24 protein-coding genes and 1 pseudogene are annotated in these 23,082 nt (G+C 70.9%); 19 read left to right on the top strand and 6 right to left on the bottom strand.

What is annotated here, in order from left to right; all coding sequences use genetic code 11:
* The first annotated feature begins 11 nt into the window (after positions 1–11).
* From BU204_RS04575 to BU204_RS04550, 6 genes are all read left to right on the top strand, one after another.
* Positions 12–713: an MOSC domain-containing protein gene (locus BU204_RS04575; protein WP_075124262.1), complete on the top strand. Its 702-nt coding sequence runs from the start codon at positions 12–14 to the stop codon at positions 711–713.
* 124 nt (positions 714–837) lie between these two features.
* Entirely contained in the window at positions 838–1,587 is a 750-nt protein-coding gene (gene recO / locus BU204_RS04570) for a DNA repair protein RecO (RefSeq protein WP_075124261.1), read from the top strand.
* A 33-nt stretch (positions 1,588–1,620) separates the two neighbouring features.
* Positions 1,621–2,445, top strand: coding sequence for an isoprenyl transferase (locus BU204_RS04565; RefSeq protein WP_075124260.1), 825 nt, complete (start codon positions 1,621–1,623; stop codon positions 2,443–2,445).
* A complete protein-coding gene (locus tag BU204_RS04560) occupies positions 2,442–2,867 on the top strand; it encodes a hypothetical protein (protein WP_075124259.1) in 426 nt (141 codons plus the stop codon). The genes BU204_RS04565 and BU204_RS04560 overlap by 4 nt, the downstream gene beginning before the upstream one ends.
* Positions 2,864–3,892 carry a permease gene (locus tag BU204_RS04555; protein ID WP_198942766.1) on the top strand — a complete coding sequence of 343 codons (1,029 nt, stop codon included), beginning with the start codon at positions 2,864–2,866 and terminating at the stop codon, positions 3,890–3,892. Before BU204_RS04560 ends, BU204_RS04555 begins: the two co-directional genes overlap by 4 nt.
* Positions 3,889–4,692, top strand: a complete 804-nt coding sequence (locus BU204_RS04550; RefSeq protein ID WP_075124258.1) for a TIGR03943 family putative permease subunit — start codon at positions 3,889–3,891, stop codon at positions 4,690–4,692. Before BU204_RS04555 ends, BU204_RS04550 begins: the two co-directional genes overlap by 4 nt.
* Before the next feature lie 185 nt (positions 4,693–4,877).
* Here the strand turns inward: BU204_RS04550 and BU204_RS04545 are convergent, their stop codons facing one another.
* Positions 4,878–5,906, bottom strand: coding sequence for a LacI family DNA-binding transcriptional regulator (locus BU204_RS04545; protein ID WP_075124257.1), 1,029 nt, complete (start codon positions 5,904–5,906; stop codon positions 4,878–4,880).
* 152 nt (positions 5,907–6,058) lie between these two features.
* Between BU204_RS04545 and BU204_RS04540 the strand changes: the two genes are divergently transcribed.
* The 4 genes from BU204_RS04540 to BU204_RS04525 are packed head-to-tail and all read left to right on the top strand — an operon-like array spanning position 6,059 to position 10,648.
* A complete protein-coding gene (locus BU204_RS04540) occupies positions 6,059–7,354 on the top strand; it encodes an ABC transporter substrate-binding protein (RefSeq protein WP_083660988.1) in 1,296 nt (431 codons plus the stop codon).
* Positions 7,354–8,367 carry a carbohydrate ABC transporter permease gene (locus BU204_RS04535; RefSeq protein WP_075124255.1) on the top strand — a complete coding sequence of 338 codons (1,014 nt, stop codon included), beginning with the start codon at positions 7,354–7,356 and terminating at the stop codon, positions 8,365–8,367. Before BU204_RS04540 ends, BU204_RS04535 begins: the two co-directional genes overlap by 1 nt.
* Entirely contained in the window at positions 8,364–9,230 is an 867-nt protein-coding gene (locus tag BU204_RS04530) for a carbohydrate ABC transporter permease (protein WP_075124254.1), read from the top strand. Before BU204_RS04535 ends, BU204_RS04530 begins: the two co-directional genes overlap by 4 nt.
* Before the next feature lie 2 nt (positions 9,231–9,232).
* Positions 9,233–10,648, top strand: coding sequence for a GH1 family beta-glucosidase (locus BU204_RS04525; protein WP_083660987.1), 1,416 nt, complete (start codon positions 9,233–9,235; stop codon positions 10,646–10,648).
* A gap of 177 nt (positions 10,649–10,825) precedes the next feature.
* Here BU204_RS04525 and BU204_RS04520 read toward each other — a convergent pair whose 3' ends face one another.
* From BU204_RS04520 to BU204_RS04510, 3 genes are read right to left on the bottom strand one after another with little or no spacing between them, the layout of a single operon-like run.
* The gene (locus BU204_RS04520) at positions 10,826–11,239 is read right to left on the bottom strand and encodes a Fur family transcriptional regulator (RefSeq protein WP_075124252.1); all 414 of its coding nucleotides are present in this window, start codon (positions 11,237–11,239) and stop codon (positions 10,826–10,828) included.
* Positions 11,236–11,679, bottom strand: coding sequence for an ArsR/SmtB family transcription factor (locus BU204_RS40580; RefSeq protein WP_075124251.1), 444 nt, complete (start codon positions 11,677–11,679; stop codon positions 11,236–11,238). The genes BU204_RS04520 and BU204_RS40580 overlap by 4 nt, the downstream gene beginning before the upstream one ends.
* A 60-nt stretch (positions 11,680–11,739) precedes the next feature.
* Positions 11,740–12,012 (bottom strand): hypothetical protein, encoded by a 273-nt coding sequence (locus BU204_RS04510; protein ID WP_233159281.1) that lies wholly within the window; start codon positions 12,010–12,012, stop codon positions 11,740–11,742.
* A 189-nt stretch (positions 12,013–12,201) separates the two neighbouring features.
* Between BU204_RS04510 and BU204_RS04505 the strand changes: the two genes are divergently transcribed.
* Together BU204_RS04505 and BU204_RS04500 are read left to right on the top strand one after the other, a co-directional pair.
* The gene (locus BU204_RS04505) at positions 12,202–13,587 is read left to right on the top strand and encodes a glycine--tRNA ligase (RefSeq protein ID WP_075124250.1); all 1,386 of its coding nucleotides are present in this window, start codon (positions 12,202–12,204) and stop codon (positions 13,585–13,587) included.
* Between the two features lie 191 nt (positions 13,588–13,778).
* A complete protein-coding gene (locus tag BU204_RS04500; RefSeq protein WP_233159279.1) occupies positions 13,779–14,000 on the top strand; it encodes a response regulator transcription factor in 222 nt (73 codons plus the stop codon).
* Between the two features lie 204 nt (positions 14,001–14,204).
* On the opposite strand, the gene BU204_RS04495 is transcribed toward BU204_RS04500, so the two are convergent.
* Positions 14,205–14,861, bottom strand: coding sequence for a hypothetical protein (locus tag BU204_RS04495; RefSeq protein ID WP_075124249.1), 657 nt, complete (start codon positions 14,859–14,861; stop codon positions 14,205–14,207).
* 333 nt (positions 14,862–15,194) lie between these two features.
* On the opposite strand from BU204_RS04495, the gene BU204_RS04490 reads away from it, so the two are divergent.
* Together BU204_RS04490 and BU204_RS04480 are read left to right on the top strand one after the other, a co-directional pair.
* Positions 15,195–15,821, top strand: a complete 627-nt coding sequence (locus BU204_RS04490; protein ID WP_075124248.1) for a hypothetical protein — start codon at positions 15,195–15,197, stop codon at positions 15,819–15,821.
* Positions 15,822–16,156: 335 nt separating this feature from the next.
* Positions 16,157–16,938, top strand: a pseudogene (locus tag BU204_RS04480) (IS5 family transposase).
* A gap of 236 nt (positions 16,939–17,174) precedes the next feature.
* Here the strand turns inward: BU204_RS04480 and BU204_RS04475 are convergent.
* Positions 17,175–18,122, bottom strand: coding sequence for a hypothetical protein (locus BU204_RS04475; RefSeq protein WP_075124246.1), 948 nt, complete (start codon positions 18,120–18,122; stop codon positions 17,175–17,177).
* 193 nt (positions 18,123–18,315) lie between these two features.
* Between BU204_RS04475 and BU204_RS04470 the strand changes: the two genes are divergently transcribed.
* From BU204_RS04470 to BU204_RS04450, 5 genes are all read left to right on the top strand, one after another.
* The gene (locus BU204_RS04470) at positions 18,316–18,981 is read left to right on the top strand and encodes a YdcF family protein (RefSeq protein WP_075124245.1); all 666 of its coding nucleotides are present in this window, start codon (positions 18,316–18,318) and stop codon (positions 18,979–18,981) included.
* Between the two features lie 9 nt (positions 18,982–18,990).
* Positions 18,991–20,271: a deoxyguanosinetriphosphate triphosphohydrolase gene (locus tag BU204_RS04465; RefSeq protein ID WP_075124244.1), complete on the top strand. Its 1,281-nt coding sequence runs from the start codon at positions 18,991–18,993 to the stop codon at positions 20,269–20,271.
* Between the two features lie 17 nt (positions 20,272–20,288).
* Positions 20,289–20,522, top strand: coding sequence for a hypothetical protein (locus tag BU204_RS04460; protein WP_075124243.1), 234 nt, complete (start codon positions 20,289–20,291; stop codon positions 20,520–20,522).
* 9 nt (positions 20,523–20,531) lie between these two features.
* Positions 20,532–21,641, top strand: a complete 1,110-nt coding sequence (locus BU204_RS04455) for a serpin family protein (protein ID WP_075124242.1) — start codon at positions 20,532–20,534, stop codon at positions 21,639–21,641.
* Between the two features lie 102 nt (positions 21,642–21,743).
* Positions 21,744–23,027, top strand: a complete 1,284-nt coding sequence (locus BU204_RS04450) for a cytochrome P450 (protein WP_075124241.1) — start codon at positions 21,744–21,746, stop codon at positions 23,025–23,027.
* The last annotated feature ends 55 nt before the right edge of the window (positions 23,028–23,082 follow it).

Below are 23,082 nucleotides of genomic sequence, written 5' to 3'. Positions count from 1 at the left end.
CCGGCGCGGTGATGCTGGGAGTGGTGGAGCGGCTGTGGCGGTACCCGATCAAGTCCACCGGCGGGGAGCGGCTGGATCGGGTGGCGATCGGGCCGCGGGGCCTCGCGGGTGACCGGTTGTGGGCTGTGCGGGACGGGAACGGCAAGTTCGGGTCCGGCAAGAACACTCGCCGGTTTCGCCGGGTGCCGGGGCTGCTCGAGCTCGCCTCCTGCTGGCCCGACGGCAGCGGTGAACCACGGCTGCTCGACCCCGCCGGGAGACCGGTGGACGACAACGACCGGTTCCTGCGGGAGTATCTCGACCGCGACGACGTGTCGGTGGCCCGCGAGGGTGCGGTGTCGCATTTCGACCAGCTGCCGCTGAGCGTGCTGACCACCGCGACCCTCGACTGGGTCCGCCGCGCCGTGCCGGGCGTGCCGGTCGACGAGCGACGCTTCCGACCGAACATCCTGGTCCGCACGCCGCCCGGTACCGCCCCCTTCGTCGAGGACGACTGGTTCGGCAGGATCGCCGTGATCGGCGAGGAAGCCCGGATCGAGTTCGTCCGGTCCAGCGAACGCTGCGTCATGGTCAACGAGGCCCAGGCGGAGCTGCCCCGCTCCTCCCTGGTGCTCAAGGCGATCGCCGCCGCACACGACAACCGTCTCGACGCGCTGGCCACCGTCCTGCACCCGGGCGAGGTCGCCGTCGGCGATGCTCTCGTTCTGACCTGAGAGGACCCGCGCCGCTACTGGTGCGGCCCGACCTGGATGAACACGGACGTGCCGGGCTGGGAGGCCCGACGACGCGGCGCCGGGACTCCTCGTGCTTGTCGGTGGGGGATGAGACGATGAGCGGGTGAGCCTCTACCGCGACACCGGAGTGGTGCTGCGTGTGCAGAAGCTCGGCGAGGCGGACCGCATCATCACGCTCGTCACCCGCAAGCACGGCAAGGTGCGCGCGGTGGCCAAGGGCGTACGCCGCACCACCTCCCGCTTCGGCGCGCGGGTGGAGCCGTTCGCCCACATCGACGTGCAGTTCTACACCGGCCGCACGCTCGACATCATCACCCAGGTGCAGACCCTCGACGCGTTCGGCGCGGGCATCATGTCCGACTACCAGCGCTACACGGCGGGCTGCGCGGTGCTGGAGACCGCCGACCGGCTCTCGGCCGAGGAGGGCGAGCCGGTCCTGCGGCTCTACCTCCTGGTCACCGGCGCCCTGCGAGCGCTGGCCGACGGCCGGCGCGACGCCTCCCTGGTGCTCGACGCGTTCCTGCTGCGGGCGATGGCCTTCGCCGGCTGGGCGCCCGCGGTGCTCGAGTGCGCCCGGTGCAACGAGCCGGGGCCGCACCGCTCGTTCTCGGTGCCGGCCGGCGGCTCGGTCTGCCCCCGCTGCCGCCCCGCGGGCTCCGCCGTCCCCGCGCAGGACACCCTGGTCCTCATGGACGCGCTCGCCAGCGGCACCTGGGAGGTGGCCGAGGCCGCCTCGCCCGCCGCCCGTCGTGAGGGCAGCGGGCTGATCGCCGCACTGCTCCAGTGGCACCTCGAGCGCCAGCTCCGGTCGCTGCCACTGGTGGAGCGCAGGGGCGTCCCGAGCGGTCAGTAGGGTCGGCGGCGACGACCCCATGGAGGAGAGAAGTTGCTCCGGCGACGATCGAGCACGACGACAGCGGAACGCCCGACGCTCCGCCCCCCGACACCGCACCCGTCCGGGGCGCGCCCGCCGGCCATCCCCGCGGAGTTCGTGCCCAAGCACGTGGCGATCGTGATGGACGGCAACGGCCGCTGGGCCAACCAGCGCGGCCTGCCCAGGATCGAGGGCCACAAGCGCGGCGAGGCGGTCGTCGTCGAGGCGGCCGCCGGCTGTATCGAGCTGGGCGTCCGGTGGCTGTCGCTGTACGCGTTCTCGACCGAGAACTGGCGGCGCAGCCCTGACGAGGTCCGGTTCCTGATGGGCTTCTCCCGCGACGTCATCCGCCACCGCACCAGCGAGCTGGACGAGATGGGCGTACGGGTCCGCTGGGCCGGGCGCCGGCCGCGGCTGTGGCGCAGTGTGATCAACGAGCTGGAGTCCGCCGAGCGGCGAACTGTCGACAACGACGTGCTGAACCTCGCCATGTGCATCAACTACGGCGGCCGGGCCGAGATCGGCGACGCGGCCCGCGAGATCGCCCGGCTGGCGGCCACTGGCCGGATCAACCCGGAGAAGGTCGACCACCGCACGGTCGCGCGGTACCTCTACCAGCCCGAGATGCCCGACGTGGACCTGTTCATCCGGCCCTCGGGCGAGCAGCGGACCTCCAACTTCATGCTCTGGCAGGCGGCCTACGCTGAGCTCGTGTTCCAGGACATCCTCTGGCCGGACTTCGACCGGCGCGATCTGTGGCGGGCGTGCGAGCAGTACGCGAGGCGCGACCGCCGCTTCGGCGGAGCCGTCGACGCGGTCCCGGAGGGCGCGTCGTGACCGAGCAGGAGGCGTTGACCACGGCCGGTCTGCTGACCAAGGCCCGCGTGGCCCTGGAGACCTTCCACGAGGTGCACGTCGACGACGACGGCGCGCTGAGCTTCCGGCACGTCGACGTGCCGTGCGCGGTGCAGGCCATGCAGCTGGCCGAGGGCCTGACCGTGCTGAGCCTGACGTGTGTGGTGGCCTGGGACCTGCCCGACGACCCGAAGCTCGCGTCCTCGGCCGCGGAACGGGCGGGGCAGGGGCTGTTCGGCACGCTCGGCGTGGTGCACACCGAGAAGGGCATGGACGTGACGCTGCGCTACGCGTTCCCGGCCGAGGGCATCAGCGAGCCGGCGCTGGGAACGCTGCTGATGCTCGTCGTGTCGACGGCATCGCAGCTCCGCGCCGAGCTCCTCGACCAGGCGCCGGGCCGGTGAGCACGTCCGCGCCCCCTGACGGCGGCGCGGAGGGCTCTGCCGCGACGACCGTCGCCCCGGGGCGACGCCGGATCACCTCGCTCGAGGTCCTGTGCGTGCTGCTGGTCCTGGCGTTGGTCGGCCAGACCTGGCTGGCCTCGGTACTCGACGTGCCGGCCGTACGAACCGGCGCGACGATCTTCGTGGCGGTGTGCGTCCAGGCCATCCCGTTCCTGGTGTTCGGCGTGCTGGTGAGCGGGGCGATCGCCGCGTTCGTGTCCGCCGAGGCGCTGCGCCGGGTGTTGCCCCGGCGCGCGGCCCTGGCGGTGCCGGTGGCCGGCGCGGCGGGGGTGGTGCTGCCCAACTGCGAGTGCGCCGCGGTGCCGGTGGCGCGCCGGCTCATCCAGCAGGACGTGCCGCCGTCGGTGGCGCTGACCTTCCTGCTCGCCGCCCCCGCGGTGAACCCGATCGTGCTGGTGGCCACGGCCGTCGCGTTCCCGGGCGAGCCGCTGATGGTGCTGGCCCGCTTCGCCGGCTCGATGGCCACCGCGCTGGTGATGGGCTGGCTCTGGTCCCGCTTCGGAAAAGGAGAGTGGTTCGCCACGTGGGCGATCCGCCGGGTCCCCACGCCCGCGGACAACCGTTCCCGCTGGGGCGTGTTCGCCGAGACCGCCCGCCAGGACCTGGTCGACGCCGGCGGCTTTCTCGTGGTGGGCGGCCTGACAGCCGCGGTGCTGAACGTCGTGGTGCCCCGGTCCTGGATCGACACGCTGGGCGACCAGGTGGTGCTCGGCGTGGTCGTGATGGCCGTGCTGGCGGTGCTGCTGGCCCTGTGCAGCGAGGCGGACGCCTTCGTGGCGGCGTCGCTGTCGGCGTTGCCGCTGCTGCCCCGCCTGGTGTTCCTCGTGGTGGGGCCGGCGATCGACATCAAGCTGTTCGTGCTGCAGGCGGGAACGTTCGGCCGCGCGTTCGCACTGCGGTTCGCCCCGCTGACGTTCGTCGTGGCGCTGGTGTGCGCGGTCGTGGTGGGGGCGGTGGTCCTGTGAGACGCGAGACCCAGAACGTGTTGCTCGTCCTGCTGGGCGGCGCCCTGCTGAAGATCTCGTTCACCGGCACCTACCTGCGCTACGTGAAGCCCGCCCACCAGTGGCTCCTGATCATCGCCGGCGTGGTGATGCTGGCCCTGGCCACCGTCGCGATCGCCCGCGACCTCTCGACCCGCCGCCCGCCCTCCCCCCACCCCGACGAGCACCACGAACCGACCCCCGAGGAACTGTCGGTCCCCCCGAGTAGCGTGGTGACCGGGGGCCGGAGGCCAACCCATGATCATGGGCACCACCACTCGGCCCGCAGCGCCTGGCTGCTCGTCCTGCCGGTGCTCGCCGTGTTCCTGGTCGCCCCGCCCGCGCTGGGCGCCGACTCCGTCCAGCGCGCCGCCGACACCGCCCCCCGGCCGGTCGCCGAGGAGGACGGCTCGGCCCTGTTCCCCGCGCTTCCACCCGACGAGATCCTCACGCTGCCGCTCTCCGAGTTCTCCGAGCGGGCGGCCTGGGACTCCGGCAACTCACTCGACGGCCGCGCGATCCGCCTCACCGGCTTCGTCGTCCGCGAGGGCGGCGCGGTCTACCTCGCCCGCATCGCGATCGGCTGCTGCGCCGCGGACGCCTACCCGGTCAAGGTCCGGCTCGAGGGCGGGGACCTGGCCCGCCACCCCGACGACAGCTGGCTACAGGCCGTCGTCGAACTCGTTCCCGGCTCGGCGACCAGGGCCACCGACTACGTGCCCGCGGCCACCGTCACCTCACTCCACCCCGTCAACGAGCCAGAAGACCCCTACGAGCACTGAGCCGCCTCCCAGCCCGCCTCCCCGGGATCAAAAGTGTTGGTTGCGTTCCTGCGCTGGCGGGGGTTGGGGAGGTGGGGGGTGGCTGGGTTGCGTCACGTTCCCCTGGGGTGGCTGTTGGGTGGGTGGGGGCTTGGGCGCAGAGATGGGGGTGGCTGGGGGCTTGTCGACAGATTCGATCCTCGGGGTCAGGCTGAGTCTCGGAGGGTGAGGGTTACGGGGAGGATGGTGGATTCGGGGCGGACGTTGTCGCCGCTGAGTAGGGACATCATCGTGCGGACCATGTGGCGCACCTGCTCGCGCGGGTCCTGGTGGACCGAGGTGAGCGGGGGGTCCATGGCCGGCGCGAGCGTCGGCTGGTCGTCGAAGCCGATCACGCCGACGTCGGTCGGGACGCGCTTGCCGGCCGCGCGCAGGGCCCGCATCGCCCCGGCCGCCATCGCGTCGCTTGCCGCGAACACGCCGTCGAGGTCGGGCACCCGGCGCAGCAGGGTGGTCATCGCCCGTTCGCCGCTCGGCATCAGGAAGTCGCCGGCCTCCGAGAGCCCGGCGGGGTCGAGCCCGGCCTCGGTCAGCGCGTCCCGCCAGCCCGCGAGCCGGTCCGCGGCGGCGGGGTGGTCGAGCATGCCGGTGACCGTGGTGATCCGCCGCCGTCCTGTCGACAGAAGGTGGCGCACGGCGAGTCGCGCGCCGGCGCGGTTGTCGAAGTCGACGGCGTGCACGCCGCGCCGGACCGAGCCCGGACGGCCGCCGTAGACCACGGGCAGCCGCAGCAACCGCAGCGCCGTCGGCAGGGGGTCGCCCTGGTGGGGGGCGAACACCAGGGCGCCGTCGACGTGCCCGCCCTCGAGAAAGCGCACCGTCCTCGGCACGTCCTCGCGGCTGTCGACGAACATCAGCAGCATCTGTGCCCCGGTCGCGGCCAGCTCCCGGTACGCGCCGTGCATGACCGTGGCGAAGTAGGGGTCGTCGAGCACCTTCGACTCGGGTTCGGACAGCACCACCGCCACCGCACCGGTCCGTCTCGTGACCAGCGAACGAGCCGCCTGGTTGGGGGAGTAGCCAAGCTCTCTGGCCGCGCCCAGCACCTTCTCTCTCGAGCGTGAGCTGACGTAGGCGTCGTCGTTGAGGGCGCGAGAGGCGGTGGATCGGGAGACTCCAGCGTAGGCGGCGACGTCCTCGAGCGTGGGACGCTCGTCCTGAGATCGGGGTGGCACGGGGCGAGTCTATCGGTTCGCTGGGAGCGCTCCCTAACGATACGGACAACTGCTCTCACGTTTTCCTTGACAGCGGCGACAACACGCGTCCAAACTCAGAACTCCATTCTGGGAGCGCTCCCAGAATCCGGCGACACAAGGGACACAGAGACGTGCGAGGACAGCAGACAAGGGTGTTAGCCGGTGCGATCGCCCTCGTCGCGGCGGCCGGACTGACGGCATGCGGCGACGACGGGGGTTCCGCCGGGTCCGGATCCGACGGCGGGCAGATCGAGCTCACCATCGGCACGTTCACCGAGTTCGGGTACGAGGACCTGCTCAAGGAGTACGAGGACCTCAATCCGAACATCAAGATCACGCATCACAAGACGGGCCAGGGGGGCCCGTACCACCAGCAGTTGCTCACCAAGCTCGCGGCCAACTCCGGTCTCGAGGACGTCGTGGCCATCGAGGAGGGGCACCTCCCGGACGTCCTGGACAAGCCGCACCTGTTCAACAACCTCGCCGACATCGGCCCTTCCGACGTCAAGCCCGAGCGCTGGCTGGACTGGAAGTACGAGGCCGGTACGGCCAAGGACGGCACCTGGGTCGGCTACGGCACCGACATCGGCCCGCTCGCGATGTGCTACCGCAAGGACCTGCTCGAGGCGGCCGGCCTGCCCTCGGACCCGGAGGCGGTCAAGCCGCTGTTCGAGTCCTGGGAGTCCTACTTCGAGGCCGGTGACACCTACGTCGAGAAGACCGGCAAGGCCTGGTTCGACTCGACCTCGCAGATCTTCAACGCGATGCAGAACCAGCTCGACGTCGGCTATGTCGACGAGGACAACAAGCTGACCCTGGAGTCCAACCAGGACATCCGCGACAACTGGGACCAGGTGACCGCCGCGGGCAACCGGGGGCAGACGGCGAAGCTGGTCGCGTTCAGTCCGGAGTGGAACAACGGCTTCAAGCAGGGTGCGTTCGCCACCAAGACCTGCCCGTCCTGGATGCTCGGGGTGGTCAAGGAGCAGGCCGGGCCGGAGAACGCCGGCAAGTGGGCGGTCACCGACGCGTTCCCGGGCGGCGGCGGCAACTGGGGCGGCTCGTTCCTGGCCGTGCCCAAGCAGAGCCAGCACCCCAAGGAGGCCGCCGAGCTGGCCGCGTGGCTGACCGCGCCGGAGCAGCAGATCAAGGCGTTCCAGAAGACCGGCAACTTCCCCAGCCAGGTGGACGCCCTGGAGGAGCCCCAGCTGCTGGACTTCACCAACGACTACTTCGGCAACGTGAAGGTCGGCACGCTGTTCGCCGCGCAGGCGCAGAAGGTGGAGAAGGCGCAGTTCAAGGGCCCGGGCGACGGCAAGATTCAGGAGAACGCCACGAGTCCCGCACTACAGGCGGTGGAGAAGGGCAAGTCGCCTGAGGACGGGTGGGAGCAGGCGGTGGAAGCCGCCAAGAGGATCGCCGGCTGATGACCAGTTCGGTCGACACGGACGCGGAGCGGGCGCCCAGCAGGGCGGCGCCCGCCCCGCCCCCACCACACGCACCGCGGCTGACCTGGCGGCAGCGGTTGAGCGTGGCCGACGCGAAGTGGTCCCCCTACCTCTACGTCGCGCCGTTCTTCGTCGTGTTCGGGGTGGTGGGCCTGTTCCCGCTGCTGTACACGGCCTACCTGTCGCTGTTCGACCGCGAGCTGCTCGACCTGGAGGGCACCTGGGTCGGCATCGCGAACTACGTCACGCTGTTGGGCGACGCGCAGTTCTGGAACGCGCTGGTCAACACGATCAGCATCTTCCTGCTCTCGACGATCCCGCAGATCATCGTCGCGATCGCGATCGCCGCGCTGCTCAACACGCGGCTGCGCGCGCCGACCGGCTGGCGGGTCGGGGTGCTGCTGCCCTACGTCGCGAGCCTCGTGGCGCTCGGCATCATCTTCGCCAACCTGTTCGGGCCCAACTACGGTCTGGTGAACGGTGTGCTCGAGATGCTCGGCTTCGAGCGGATCGACTGGCAGGCCAACCGGTTCGCCTCCCACGTCGCCATCGCCGTTATGGTGAACTGGCGGTGGACCGGCTACAACGCGCTGATCGTGCTTGCCGCGATGAAGGCGATCCCGAACGAGATGCACGAGGCCGCGGTGATCGACGGCGCGGGCGCGGTGCGGCGGTTCTTCAGCATCACGCTGCCGCTGCTGCGGCCGACGCTGATCTTCGTCGTGATCACCTCGACCATCGGCGGGTTGCAGATCTTCACCGAGCCCAAGCTGTTCGACGCCATGCCCGGTTCGAACAACGGGGGATCGTCCGGCCAGTTCCAGACGGTCACGCTGTACATGTACCAGACCGCGTTCGAGACCCAGAACCTCGGCTACGCCTCGGCGATCGCCTGGGTGCTGTTCCTGATCATCATCGTGATCGCGGTGGCGAACTTCCTGCTGACGCGGCGGATCGCGTCGTCGGGTGTGGCTGAGGACGGTGCCCGATGACCGCCCTGTCGATGGCCGTGCGGCGGCGCACGGTGGACGCCGCCGGCGTGCGTCGGGCCCGGTTCTGGGTCTACGGGCTGCTGATCGCGTTCCTGCTCGGCTCGATCTTCCCGTTCTACTGGTCGTTCCTCGTGGCCAGCCGGGACAGTTCGATGCTGACCGAGCAGCTCCCGCCGTTGCTGCCCGGCGGGAACTTCATCTCCAACGTGGGCCGCGTGTTCGACTCGGTGCCGTTCTGGCGAGCGCTGGGCAACAGCGTGGTCGTCTCCGGAACCGTCACGTTCACCACCGTGCTGTTCTCCACGCTGGCCGGTTTCGCCTTCGCCAAGCTGCGTTTCCGCGGGCGGAACACCCTGTTCCTGATCGTGGTGGCGACGCTGGCCGTGCCGACGCAGCTCGGGATCATCCCGCTGTACATGGCGATGGCGGAGTTCGGCTGGGCCGGTGAGCTGCAGGCGGTGATCGTGCCGCACCTGGTGACCGCGATCGGCGTGTTCTGGATGCGTCAGTACACGATGCAGGTGGTGCCCTACGAGCTCATCGAGGCGGCCAGAGTGGACGGCTGTTCGATGATCCGGGTCTACTGGCACGTGTGCCTGCCGGCGGTGCGTCCGGCCGCGGCGTTCCTCGGCATGTTCACGTTCATGACGTCCTGGAACGACTTCCTCTGGCCGCTGGTGGTGCTGAACGCGGAGAACCCGACGGTTCAGCTCGCACTGGAGCGGCTGCAGAGCGGGTTCTACATCGACTACTCGCTGGTGCTGGCGGGGACCACGCTCGCGACCATTCCGATCCTGATCGTTTTCATCGTGCTCGGCCGCCAGATCGTGGCCGGGATCATGCAAGGCGCCGTGAAGGGGTGACCATGTCAGTACTGCCATCGTCCGTGGAATCGTCGACCGCGGCACCGTCGCTTCAGTTCCCCACCGGGTTCGTCTGGGGAGCCGCGACGGCGTCGTTCCAGGTCGAGGGGTCCACCGCCGCCGACGGCCGCACCGACTCCATCTGGGACGAGTTCTGTCGTCGTCCCGGTGCTGTGGTGAACGGCGACTGCGGGGAGCCGGGCGCGGACCACTACCGCCGGTATGCGCAGGACGTGGAGCTCATGTCCTCGCTGGGGCTGGGTGCTTACCGGTTCTCGGTGGCCTGGCCGCGGGTGCGCCCGTCCGGCGGTTCGCTGAACGAGGCAGGACTGGACTTCTACGAGCGCCTGGTCGACACGCTGCTGGCCGCCGGGATCCAGCCGTGGGCGACGCTGTACCACTGGGACCTGCCGCAGGCGCTGGAGGAGCAGGGCGGGTGGACCTCCCGGGACACGGCGTACCGGTTCGCCGACTACGTCACCTCGGTGGTCGAGCGGCTCGGTGACCGGGTGGCCGGCTGGATGACGCTGAACGAGCCGTGGTGTGCGGCGTTCCTCGGGTACGCCTCGGGCCGGCACGCCCCCGGCGTGACGTCGCCGACGGCCACCGTGGCGGCGGTCCACCACCTGCTGCTCGGGCACGGGCTGGCCATGGAGCGCCTGCGCGCGGGGACGAGTGCTCCCGCGGGGATCACGCTGAACCTGTTCCCGGTCCGCGCGCAGTCCGCGTCGGCGGAGGACACCGAGGCCGCGAGGCGCGTGGACGCCCTGCAGAACAGGATCTTCCTCGACCCCGTGCTGCGCGGCGGGTACCCCGCGGACGTGCTGCAGGACCTGGCGCCCTACGGCCTGCCCCAGCTGATCCAGGACGGTGACCCGGAGATCATCGGCGCTCCGGTCGACCTGCTCGGCGTGAACTACTACCGCGCGCTCCTGGTCGCCGCTCCCGAGCCCGGCACGGAGCACGACGGCTCCCCGTCGGAGTGGATCGGCGCCGAGGGCGTGCGCTTCCTGGAGAGCGGGTCGCCCCGGACGTCGATGGGCTGGGAGGTGCAGCCCGAGGGCCTGACGGAGCTGTTGGTGCACCTGCACAGCGCCTACCCGCGGGTGCCCCTGTACGTGACCGAGAACGGCGCCGCGTATCCCGACGAGATGACCCCGTCCGAGACGGTCCTCGACCACGACCGCATCGCGTTCCTGGACGGTCATCTGCGCGCCGCGCACGCCGCCATCGAGCACGGGGTGGACCTGCGCGGGTACTTCTACTGGTCGCTGCTGGACAACCTGGAGTGGGCTGAGGGGTACTCCAAGCGGTTCGGCCTGGTCCACGTGGACTTCGAGACGCAGCGTCGCATCGTGAAGGAGAGCGGGCGCTGGTACGCGGACGTGATCAGCCGCAACGGACTGCCCGCGGAGTAGCCGTCCGGGGGTGGACGAGCGCTCGGCCGTGAACCGCACCCCACGGCCGGGCGCTCCTCATCGGCCCCCGCCGCCTCCGCTGGTTTGGCGAACCCCGCCCCTGGGCGGGGTTCGCCTCTTTTCCGGGGTTGTGGTTCGAAAGGCGCCGCTCGGGACCGGCACTGGTGCCGAGAAACGTCAGCTGGTGCAGCCCGCGCAGGTACCGAAGACCTCGACCGTGTGGCTGACCTCGGAGAAGCCGTTCTCCGCGGCGACCTTCTCCGCCCACTTCTCCACGGCGGGACCCTCGACCTCCACCGTGCGGCCGCAGGCCCGGCAGACGAGGTGGTGATGGTGGTGCCGCGAGCACCGGCGGTAGACGGCCTCGCCGCTGTCGATGCGCAGCACGTCGATCTCACCCGCGTCGGCCAGGGACTGGAGGGTGCGGTAGACCGTGGTCAACCCGATCCCCTCGCCGCGGGTGCGCAGCTCCTCGTGCAGCTCCTGGGCGGAACGGAAGTCGTCGAGCTGTTCGAGCAGGCTCGCGACCGCGGCGCGCTGCTTGGTCGAGCGCCGGCCCGGAACCGTCGGCGTCGAACGGTCGTCGCTCACCGGTGGCCCTCCTCCACGTGCGCCACCGCGTCGACGACGATGTGCGCGAGGTGCTCGTCGACCAGGCTGTAGACGACCTCACGCCCGTGCCGCTCGCCGTGCACGACGCCGGCCGACTTCAGCACCCGCAGGTGCTGGCTGATCAGCGGCTGTGCCACGGCCAACGCCTCGACCAGCTCGTGTACGCACCGGTCGTGCTCACGTAACTCGAGCACGATCGCGATGCGCACCGGGGCGGCCAGCGCGCGCAGCAGGTCGCCGGCCGCCGCCAGCGTGGTGCTCGGTCGTTCGGTCCTGGCCCGGACCGGCGACCGTTCCGCCGAGTGCTCGCTGGCGTCGTCGGCGCCGGCCGGCGGTGGCGCGGCCGGGGCGGCGAGGACGTCGTCGAGGTGCTCGTCAGCCCGCTCGGCGGTAGTCCGTGGGGCGGCGTCCGAGGTCACGGCACCTCCTCCCGGTGATGGTTACCGTGTTCAACATCCTACGTGGACCACCTGCCCCGGTCAGAGCACCGAGACGGCGACCGCGACGAGCACGGCCAGCACCAGAGCCCGCCCGAGGCGCTGGGCTGGCGCGAGCACCCGCCAGGTCGCCGCGAGCAGCACGGCGACGCCGGCCGCGAGCAGGCCCAGGAAGAGCGCCCCGAGCGGACCGCGGATCACCACGCCGAGCACGAACAGCACGGTCACGGCCAGGAACGCGACCAGTGGCGACACCCTCGCCAGCGGCCCGTCGCCGGGCAGCAGCCTGGCTGTCAACGATCGCTTGCTGGCCACCCTTGTCCTCCTGACGGACGCATCTCGATTACACTCCGCAACGATAGTGCCGCGCGATCGGGGCGCCCCCACGCCCATTCGTGGAGTATGACGCTGGGGCTACGCTGTGGCGGCTGTGCCCCGCTGCGGGCCCACCGAACGCCCCTATTGAACGCCCTGGCCCCGAGCGCGCAGTAGTTGGAGTGCCACATGCCCGCCGATCGCGTGGAGACCGTCGTCAGCCTGTGTAAGCGGCGCGGGTTCGTCTACCCCAGCGGAGAGATCTACGGCGGTACCCGTTCGGCCTGGGACTATGGGCCGCTGGGCGTCGAGCTCAAGGACAACATCAAGCGCGAGTGGTGGCGGACGATGGTGCACGGCCGTGAGGACGTCGTCGGCCTCGACTCGTCGGTGATCCTGCCCAAGCAGGTGTGGGCGGCGTCCGGGCACGTGACCGCGTTCCACGACCCACTCGTCGAGTGCACGGCCTGCCACCGGCGCTTTCGCGCCGACCAGATCGCCGAGGAGCACGCGGCACGCAACGGCGAGCCGGTGCGCGAGGACGACCTGAGCGAGGTGCCGTGCCCGAACTGCGAGGTACGTGGTGCCTTCACCCCGCCGCGCGAGTTCAACATGATGCTCAAGACCCACCTCGGCCCGGTGGAGTCCGACGAGGGAATGCACTACCTGCGGCCGGAGACCGCCCAGGGCATCTTCGTGAACTTTCTGAACGTGTTGACGACCGCGCGTCGCAAACCCCCTTTCGGCATCGGCCAGATCGGCAAGTCCTTCCGCAACGAGATCACCCCGGGAAACTTCATCTTCCGCACCCGGGAGTTCGAGCAGATGGAGATGGAGTTCTTCGTCGAGCCCGGCACCGACGAGGAATGGCACCAGTACTGGATCGACGAGCGGCTGAACTGGTACACGGACCTGGGTATCCGCCGGGACAACCTCCGCCTCTACGAGCACCCGACCGAGAAGCTCGCGCACTACGCCAAGCGCACGGTCGACATCGAGTACCGGTTCGAGTTCGGCGGCCTGGAGTGGGGTGAGCTCGAGGGCATCGCCAACCGCACGGACTTCGACCTGACCACGCACGCCAACCACTCCGGTGTCGATCTGTCCTATTTCGACCAGTCCACCAGCTCCCGGTACCGCCCGTTCGTCATCGAGCCCGCGGCCGGCGTCGGCCGCCCGCTGATGGCGTTCCTGCTGGACGCCTATCGCGAGGACGAGGCACCCAACGCCAAGGGCGGTGTGGACAAGCGCGCGGTGCTCAGCCTGGACCGCCGCCTCGCGCCGGTGAAGGTGGCAGTGCTCCCGTTGTCCCGCAACGCCGATCTCACCCCCAAGGCGCGTGACGTCGCCACCGCGCTGCGACGCCACTGGAACGTCGACTTCGACGACGCGGGAGCCATCGGCCGGCGGTACCGCCGCCAGGACGAGATCGGAACCCCGTTCTGCGTCACAGTGGACTTCGACTCACTCAACGACCACGCGGTCACCGTGCGGGAGCGAGACTCGATGGTCCAGCAACGCATCTCGGTGGACAAGCTCGAGAACTACCTGGCGGGCCAGCTCATCGGTTGCTGAGCCGTTTCACCGGTTCGCTCAACTGTCTCGTTAGGACATCCGGCCGCCGGACTCTGGTGTGGGTCGCGACATCTGCACCGGAATCACCGGAGACCCTGGTGTCCGATCGCACCACTCCGTTGAATCCACTCGGCAGACTGCGCGTGGCCCAGTGTGCGTGGGGCTGAGTGATCAGTTCAAAATGAGCTGGCGTGTCCACCCGTCCTGGCTCCACGCCCGTCGCCATGCTGACGGACCGGGAGACCGAGGTGCTGCGGTTGATCGCGGCGGGCGCCACCAACCGGGAGATCGCGTCCCGCCTCTACCTCAGCGAGGGCACCGTGAAGAACCACATCGCCCGGATCCTCGGCCGCCTCGGGCTGCGCGACCGCACCCAGGCCGCCATCTACGCCCGCGACCACGGCGTGTTGTGACCTGGGCAGCCGTCGCGGGCGGCGTCGTACGGGCGACCCAGTACAGACGGGGTCTTCTCCAGCAGAGACGCCGGCCCCTGGACCGTGGTGGCGGGAGAAACTGTTCAGCCTGCAGACCACGGCCCTGGCCGACGTACTGACTGACCGGTGTCGCACCTGCCAGGCCATTCACCTGTGCCTGTCGACGCCGTGACGCTGGTGACCTCAGCAACCGCCAGGCCTGAGCCCGGCCGGGATCTCCGCCGCGTACTGCTCGTCCAGGTCCGGGGTCGTGGTCGCGAGCGTGACGATGAACAGGCCGTCGTCGGGCGAGAGCGTCCACCAGCGCAGCCGGGAGTCCGCCGCGTCCGTGGAGTTGTAGTCCAGTGCCATGGGATCGGTGTCGGTGCCCGCGGATCCCGGCAGACCGGCGACGGTGGTCGGGGTGGCGGAGATCGGCTCGCCGCGGCTGCTGCCTCCGGTGGCCTGCTTGAAGTTGAGCACCGACAGCTCGAGCGCGTTCTGTCCCTCACGCTCGCCCGGGCCGTAGCCGTAGACGGCCAGCATCGCCGTGGGGAGGGTGCGGCCGTCCTCCGGGCGCTCGGCGAGCGAGAGCAGGTTGACCCGGTAGGTCTCGCGGATCTCCGCCGAGCTCGCCGGCGGAGTGGCCACGGTGAAGCCGGCGGGCACGGTCACGCCGAGTTCCCGACCCGCGTGCTCGACGTGGACGCACTTCGCGTCCACGAGCGGGCGGCCGGACGAGCTCGGTACCTGGGTGGGCTCGGACGCGTCGTCGCTGTCGCATCCGGCGAGCAGCCCGGCGACGACGGCCGCGGTGAGCAGCGGGACCGGTAGTGGCAGTCGGGGGATCCACGACGTCATCTGGCGGTCCCTCCGGAGTCAGCGGATGCGCGCAAGGGTAGACCGCTCGGTCCGTTGCCGCGGGGCACGGTTCGGCCCGATCGCTATGCTCGCTACCTCGGTGTGCGGCGGCGAGCGTGGACGGATCGGTTCGTGTCGGCGGATGATCTCCCGCACGACCAGGGCAGTGTCGCCCGTGCCGAGGTACAGGTGGCTCGAACCGGCTTCGTCCCACGCCATGGAGGGCGGCCGGCCGGGACCCGTCGGAATCGGTCGGGTGGGTCGCTCTGGTCGCTTCTGTGCGTCGAGGGTCTGGCGTCGTGATCGGTTGCGCGTTCGGCTGGAGGTGGTGGGGTGGATCCGGACGGGGATGCCGCGGGCCTGGCGGCGCTGCGGAGGCTGGCCGGACAGGATCCCGGGGAGCACCTGCCCCGGTTGGCGGCGGCTTTGCGGACCGAGGCGATGGGCCGGGCGGAGGCGGGTGACCGGGCGGGGGCGTTGCTGGCGGGCGTGGAGGCGGCCGCGGCGTACGCGGGGATCGTCCACCCGTCGGTGGTCCACGACGTGGCGCTGGCCGGGTTGCTCGAGGCGATGGCGCACTGGTTCGCCGAGGACGGGTTGGACGAGGCCGCCGCCGCGACGGCGGGAGACGCCGTGGCCGTCTACTTCGGACTGGACGAGGCGGAGCCGGGCCGGCACGGGCCGGCGTTGGCGCGGGCGTTGTCCTTCCATTCGTCGGCGTTGTGGCGGGTCGGGGAGAAGGAGGACGCCCTTGACGCCGCGATGGAGTCGGTGGACGTGCTCTGCGACACCGACGCATCGGGCCACGCCGTCGCCAAGGCCCTGCGCGACCATGCCCGACTGGCCCGCGAGCTCGGTCGGGAGTCGGACGGCGAGACGTTTCGACGCGGAGTCCTCGACCGGCTCATCGGCGATCCCGACCGGCGCGAGGCCGTGGAACGTGCCTGGCGAGACGCCTGACCGACCATGATGTGACTCCGTTGACGGCGTGGTCGGGCATGGTCGGTGATTGGTCAGATGGACCTGCCGCGCGACGGAGCGAGCAGTCTGCCAAGCCGGCCGTCTTCCTGCGGAGGGAGCGCCTCGATCTTGACTCCGCCGCGTGCTTCGGTGTGGCCGTCGCCGCGGAGTGCGTCGTACTGGCGGAGTCGGGCGGCTAGCAAGCAACCGAAAACCTCGGTCGTGGCCGGCCGTTGGTCTCGACCTCGATCTGCCCGAGCAGATGGTTAGTGATCAGTTCAAATGAGCTGGCGTGTCGGCTTTGCCTGCACTGCGGGACGTTCCAAGATCGTGTCGTGCGTGAGGAGGTCCTGACCGACGAGCTGTGGGGACGTCTGGAGCCGCTGATCCCGGTGCATCCGAGACGCTTTCGCTATCCCGGTCGCAAGCGTGCCGATGACCGGGCCGCGTCGGAAGGCATCCTGGACGTGGTGCGCACCGGCATTGGCTGGAACCGGCTGCCCACCTCCGTGTTCGGCGCTTCGGGCGCGACCTGCTGGCGGCGGTTGACTGAGTGACAGGACGCCGGTGTCTGGCAGAAACTGCACGAGCGACTGCTCGCCGACCTGCGCAGGGCCGGGCTGCTCGACCTGTCCGCGGCCCTGGTCGACTCCACCCACCTCCGCGCCCTCAAAGGGGGGACCACACCGGCCCCAGCCCGGTCGACCGGCGCAAACTAGCCTCCAAGCACCACCTGATCACCGACGCCACCGGCATCCCCCTGGCCGTGACACTCACTGGCGGCCACCGCAACGACGTCACCCAGTTGATCCCGTTACTCGACGCCATCCCGCCGGTCCGCGGCATGGTCGGCAAGCCACTGCGCCGGCCGCGCCGGCTCTACGCTGACCGCGGCTACGACCACGACAAGTACCGACGCCTGGTCCGCGCCCAGGGCATCACACCCGTGATCGCCCGCCGCGGCGTCCAGCACGGCTCCGGCCTGGGCACCGTCCGCTGTCCAGCCGAACGCACCTTCGCCTGGCTCAAAGGCGTCGAACGACGAGCCGACGTCCACCAAGCCATCCTCAGCCTGGCCTGCTCACTCATCTGCCTACGCAAACTCATTCTGAACTGATCACTAAACAACGCCGACCAAGACTGATCTCCGCGGTCACCCCGTCGCAGCGCTTGTCAGAGTCGAATCGGACAACTGGTGCTGGCTAACCTCCTGACCGAGCCGGGGATCCTGGCCACGATTCCGGCGAGGATCGGCCAGTCCTATGAGGACCGAGGTTGATCCTCGTGTGGCACCTCCGTTGATTGCGAGCACCGGGTTTCTGACGACGTGGGGAAGGCTTCCGCGATCCGCGGTCAGGCGGCATGGAGTGTCGACCGGCTGCGGTCGGCCGCCTGCTCGTAGGCTTCGCGGAGGAGGCCGCACACCTCGTCCGGAGCGTCACGAAGGCGCGTCGGCGGCGTCTGGATCACGATGACCCCGGCCGCGGACAACCGGCTCGCGCGCAGGAGCGCGTCGTCCAGCGCCGCGGTTGCCAGCTCGAAGGCGTACGGGGTGACCTCCCATGCCAGGTTCACCTCCTCCCACCACGCGTCGGGGGTCGCGAGGTGCGCACCGGTGGGACCGGACACCGGGGATCCCCACCGTGGTGGGGGCAGCCCGGCCTTGTCCACCAGACGTCTCGCCCAGCCGGTAGCCAGCGCCGAGGCGTTGTCCTCGATCTCGGTGAGGATCCGGCCGGGTAAGGCGGTACCCCTCGAGCACGCCTGGCTCAGTTCGGCACGCAGTGCGGCAGGGGAGAGGCGACCGGTGCGGATGGCCGTGGTGAGCAGGGCGCGGACGTGGTCGGACGCCTTGGCCCGCCGGCAGGTGTCGATCACGGCTCGGGGCAGGGGGGCCACCGGGAAGCCACCTCGCAGCTCGGGGACGGGCAGCGACTGGCTGCGGTCGAAGAACACGCCGTCGACCAGGCGGGAGTGGCGGCGAGGCGGCATCAGGACGTGAACCGGACCGTCGAGCCTCGCCGTTCGCAAGCCGTGGCAGCTCAACGCGTCGATGCCGCTGATCACGGCGTCCTCGCCGGCGATGGTCAGCGCCGCCTGGATGCGGTGGGCGCGGCCCGGTGGTTCGTCACGGAGCAGCACCAGGCCCGGCTGGAGCCGGCGCCACGGTCCGTCGTCGCGACATCGTTCCTCGATGGCGGTACCGGACAGGCCGAGGGCGACCAGCTCGGTCACCGCGGCCACCTGGTGGCGGAACAGCTGGGGCAGGGCGTCGAGGTCGAGGAGTGCTCGGTTGGTCATGCCTCGAGCAAACCGGGTCGGGGCGGGGTGTGGGGGCGAGCAAGATCCAACTGTGGACAGCCGGACGAGTTGTGGACAACTCCGTCTTCGGGGCTGGTGAGGCGGGGGCGACGTCGGGGGTGGTGGGTACGATGCCGTGTTCGCCGTCCCCAGGTGCCCACCGTGGGTCGTCGAATCTGGAAGGATCGATCTCGTGACTGCCGCAACCCCGAGGCCGCGACCGTTACTGCGGTTCGTGCGCCGCCTGCTGGTCGGTGTGCTGCTCGTCGGCGCCCTGGTCGTCGGCGGAACCGGCTTCCGGGTGTGGCAGGTGGCCAGGGTGGACGACCGCGACCGCGCGGACGTCGTGCTGGTCCTCGGCGCCGCCCAGTACGGCGGGCGGCCGTCCAAGGTGCTCGAGGCGCGGCTGAGCAAGGCCAGGAACCTCTACGAGGCCGGCGTCGCCGAGCACATCGTCACGACCGGCGGTCGTCAGCCGGGCGACGAGTACACCGAGGCCCAGGCCAGTGCGATCTGGCTGACCGATCAGGGCGTTCCGGAGGACGCGGTCATCGATGTCGGTGAGGGCAACGACACGCTCGGCAGCCTGCGCGCGGCCGCCCAGGAGATCACCGAACGCGGCTGGCGCTCCGCCGTGATCGTCAGCGACCCCTGGCACTCGCTCCGTGCCCGCACCATGGCCGCCGACCTCGGACTCGACGCCTGGACCTCCCCGACCCACACCGGTCCGATCGTCCAGACCAGGCAGACCCAGATCCGCTACATCCTGCGCGAGACAGCCGCGCTGCTCTACTACCGCGCAACCAGGGCCTCCGCGGACGGCATCGGCATCTCCGAAGATGTCGCCGTCGACAAGTAACCTCCGCCCATGACCCCCGGTTACGCCGAGCACGACGCCGCGCGGCTGTACCCGGAGCCGGGCAAGAGCGCGGTCCTGCCCGGCTCGTGGCCTCCGCGGCGCAGCCCGTTCTCCCGCGACCGCGCGCGGGTGCTGCACTCCGCGGCGCTGCGCCGCCTCGCTGGCAAGACCCAGGTCGTCGGGCCCGGCGAGGGCTCCGAGGTCAGCGGCGTTCCGCGGACGCGCCTGACGCACTCGCTCGAGGTCGCCCAGATCGGCCGCGGCATCGCCGAGGAGCTCGGCTGCGACCCCGACGTGGTCGACACCGCGGGGCTTGCCCACGACATCGGTCACCCGCCGTTCGGCCACAACGGCGAGCGGGCGCTGGACTCCGTCGCCCGGTCCTGCGGGGGCTTCGAGGGCAACGCCCAGACGCTGCGCATCCTCACCCGCCTCGAACCCAAGGTGCTCGGCGAGCGCGAGCACGGCCTCAACCTGACCCGGGCCTCGCTCGACGCCGCGACCAAGTACCCGTGGCCCCGCACGGCCGGCACCAGCAAGTTCGGCGTCTACGAGGACGACCGCGCGGTGTTCGACTGGATCCGCGAGGGCGCTCCCGACCGCCGGCGGTGCCTGGAGGCCCAGGTGATGGACTGGGCCGACGACGTCGCCTACTCCGTGCACGACGTGGAGGACGGTGTCCGGTCCGGCCGGATCTCGATTCCCGCGCTCACCGACCGGAACGAGCGCACAGTGGTCGCCGAGCTCGCCGCGAAGCACTTCAGTGCCGAACCCGTCTCCGGCCTCGAGGAGGTCGCCGCCGAGCTGGTCCGGCTGCCCGTGGTCGCCGACCTCGCCGGCGCCGAGTACGACGGCTCGCTCGGCGCCCAGGTCGCGCTGAAACGCCTGACCAGCGAGCTGGTCGGCCGGTTCGCGGCGGCGGCGGTGACCGCGACCCGCGGCAGGTACGGCGGCGGCACGCTCACCCGGTACTCCGCCGAGCTCATGGTGCCGGCCCGGGTGGCCGCCGAGGTCGCGTTGCTCAAGGCGGTGGCGCTGCGCTACGTGCTGAGCGACCCGGGCCGCCTGGCGCTGCAGGCGACCCAGCGGGAGTGGCTGACGGCCCTGGTGGCGGCGCTGCTCGACCGGGGACACCACGCGCTGGAGCCGGCCTTCGTCCCGGCCTGGCAGGCCGCCCCGGACGACGGCGCCCGGCTGCGGGTCGTCGTCGACCAGGTCGCCGCGCTGACCGACGCGCAGGCCGTCCGCTGGCACGGCGTGTACGTCGGCGCCGCCGCCTCGTCGGTGTGAGGTGGCACACTCGAACCATGACCTCGAAACGTCCCCGTACCGGCCGTCGCTTCGCCTTCCCGCGGCTTGAGCGCGTGCCGGTGGGCACCCGTGACTTCGACCCCGGCGGCACGGACATCGGCGGCGACGACGGCGGCGCGGGCGTGCGCGAGCCTCGGCGCCCCATGCCGTCCGGTCCCCTCACCGATGCCGCGGAGCTGCCCGTCCCACCGCCGCCGACGACGATCGTCCTACCCGACCCGCGCCAGTAGAGGAGAGCTGTGACGGATCGCGCGCACCTCGCGTTCGCCCTTGCCCTGCACCGAGTCACCGCGCCCGATCCCGGTGCGACAGTGTGCTGGTCACCGTTCTCGGTGGCGAGCGCGCTCGGTCTGCTCACCCAGGGGGCCGCTGGCTCCACCCGCGAGGAGCTGGCGACGCTGTTGCTGGGCAGCGCCTCGGGGGATGTCGGCGCCCTCGGCAAGCTACTGGCGCAGGCGGGGGAGCTGGAGCCGGCGCGCGGCGAGGAGGACGAGCCGGTCATCGCCGTCGCCAACACCCTGTGGGCGGACGAGTCGATCGCTGTCCTGGTGTCGTTCGTCGAGGAGCTGGGCCGGTGGTCGAGCGGCAAGGTGCGCGAGGCGCCGTTCCGCACGGAGCCCGACCGTGCCCGGGGCATGATCAACCTCGACGTCGCCAAGACCACCCGTGACCTGATCCCCGAGCTGATCCCGCCCGGGGCCGTCACCGACGAGACGGTGTCGGCGCTGGTGAACGCGCTCTACCTGAAGTGTGCGTGGCGAGCGCGGTTCACCAGGGAGGCGACGCGGCTCCGCCCGTTCCACACTCCTGAGGGCGTCCGCGAGGTGCCGACGATGGAGCTGTCCGAACGGATCGGCTACGCGGCACAGGACGGCTGGCGGGTGGCCACCCTGCGCGCGGTCGGCGGCGTGGAGGCGGTGGTACTGCTGCCGGACGGCGACCTCGCCGAGGCGGAGGCGGCGCTGGACGCGGACTCCCTGGCCGAGCTGCTCGACGCACCCCGCCTGACCCAGATCGACCTCGCGTTGCCCAGGCTCCGGGTGAGCACGAAGACCAGGCTCGCGGACCGGCTGCGGCAGCTCGGCGTGCGCACGGTCTTCACCAGGCACGCCGACCTGCACGAGATCAGCCCCGCCCCGCTGGCCGTGGACGAGGTGCTGCACGAGGCGGTGCTGACGATCGACGAGGAGGGACTGGAGGGTGCGGCCGCGACAGCCGTGATGATGCGGATGGTCTCGCTGGTGACCAGCAGCGAGCAGCTGGTGGTCGACCGGCCGTTCCTGCTCCTGGTGCGCCATGCCGCCACCGGTGTCGTCTACTTCCTGGCTCGCGTCACCGACCCCAGGTAGCCGGCACGACGAGAACTGTCGGTCCCCCCGCCTACGGTTGCTTCAGTCGGGTTCTCGACCACGAACCTTGTCAACTCAACAGAGATCGGAAGTGGGCGGAGGATGGTCGTCGGCTACGGCCCTGGGGAGTTCCTGCGGTGGCTCCACCGGAGACGGGGGCCGGTGGTGTCGCTGGGGTTCGGCTCGAGCAGGTACGTCTACCTGCTCGGCGCCGAGGCGAACCGGTTCGTCTTCGCCAACGACGAGCTGTTCCGCATGCGGGAGGCGTTCGCCGCCCTGGTGCCCGTCGACGGGGAGACGTCCCTGATCGTGTCCGACGGCCCGGACCACCGGCGGCGGCGCCGGCTCGTCCAGCCGGCCATGCACCACCGGCAGGTCGACCAGTACGTGCGGGTCATGGTGGACACGGCCGACGAGACGATCGACCGGTGGCGGCCCGGCCAGGTCGTCGATGCCTACCAGGAGTTCCGCGGGGCGATCCGCCGCAGCACCATGCGTGCGCTGTTCGGAGACCGGCTGGCGAGGGACGCCGACTTCCTCGGCCGGCACCTGCAGGCGCTGCTCGACCTGGTGGACCGGTCACCTCAGCTGATCGGGGCACACCGCGCACTGCGCAGCCCGCTCTGGCGCCGCGCGATGCGTGCGCGTCAGGTCGTGGACGGGTGGGTCCACGAGGAGATCGCGCGAGTTCGCACGCTGGGGGCGGACAGCGACGACCAGGTGCTCGCGCTGCTGGTGCGCGGTCGGGACGGGGACGGGGGAGGCCTGACCGACGAGGAGGTTCGCGACCAGGCGATCACGCTCATCGCCGCCGGGTACGAGACCACGAGCGGGGCCATGGCGTGGGCGGTCCACGCCCTGCTCACCCACCCCGAGGTCGAGCGGCGGGCGGTGGCGGAGCTGCGCTCGGTGCTGGACGGAGCCCCGCCCGGTGCGGAGGACCTGGCGAGGCTGCCGTACCTGCGAGCCGTGGTCTCGGAGTCACTGCGGCTCTACCCGCCGGCGGTGGTCTCCGTGCGGTACGTGGCGCAGGACTTCGAGTTCGCCGGCGTCCGGGTCGGCGCGGGCTCGATGCTGCTCTACAGCCCTTACGTCACCCACCGCAGCGCGGCGGTCTACGAGCGGCCGCTGGAGTTCCGGCCGCAGCGGTGGCTTCCCGGCTCGCCGGAGTACCGGAAGGTGGGGCCGCACGAGTTCGCGCCGTTCGGCGGCGGCCCGCACCGCTGTGTCGGTTCGACCATGGCCACGACCGAGCTGACCGTGATGCTGGCGCGGCTGCTTGGTCGCGTCCAGCTGGACCTGGTGTCGCGCTCGGTGCGGCCGACCGGGCTCGCCGCGATGCGCCCTCGGCGAGGCCTGCGCGTGCGGGTGCGGTCGATGACCTGATCGGACTGTCACGTTCCGGCGGTCCGTCCCGTCCTCGTGGTGACCGACACGAGGA

The organism is Actinophytocola xanthii, from assembly GCF_001921205.1.
GTDB lineage: Bacteria > Actinomycetota > Actinomycetes > Mycobacteriales > Pseudonocardiaceae > Actinophytocola > Actinophytocola xanthii.
This window is presented reverse-complemented; position numbering and strand designations above follow the sequence as displayed.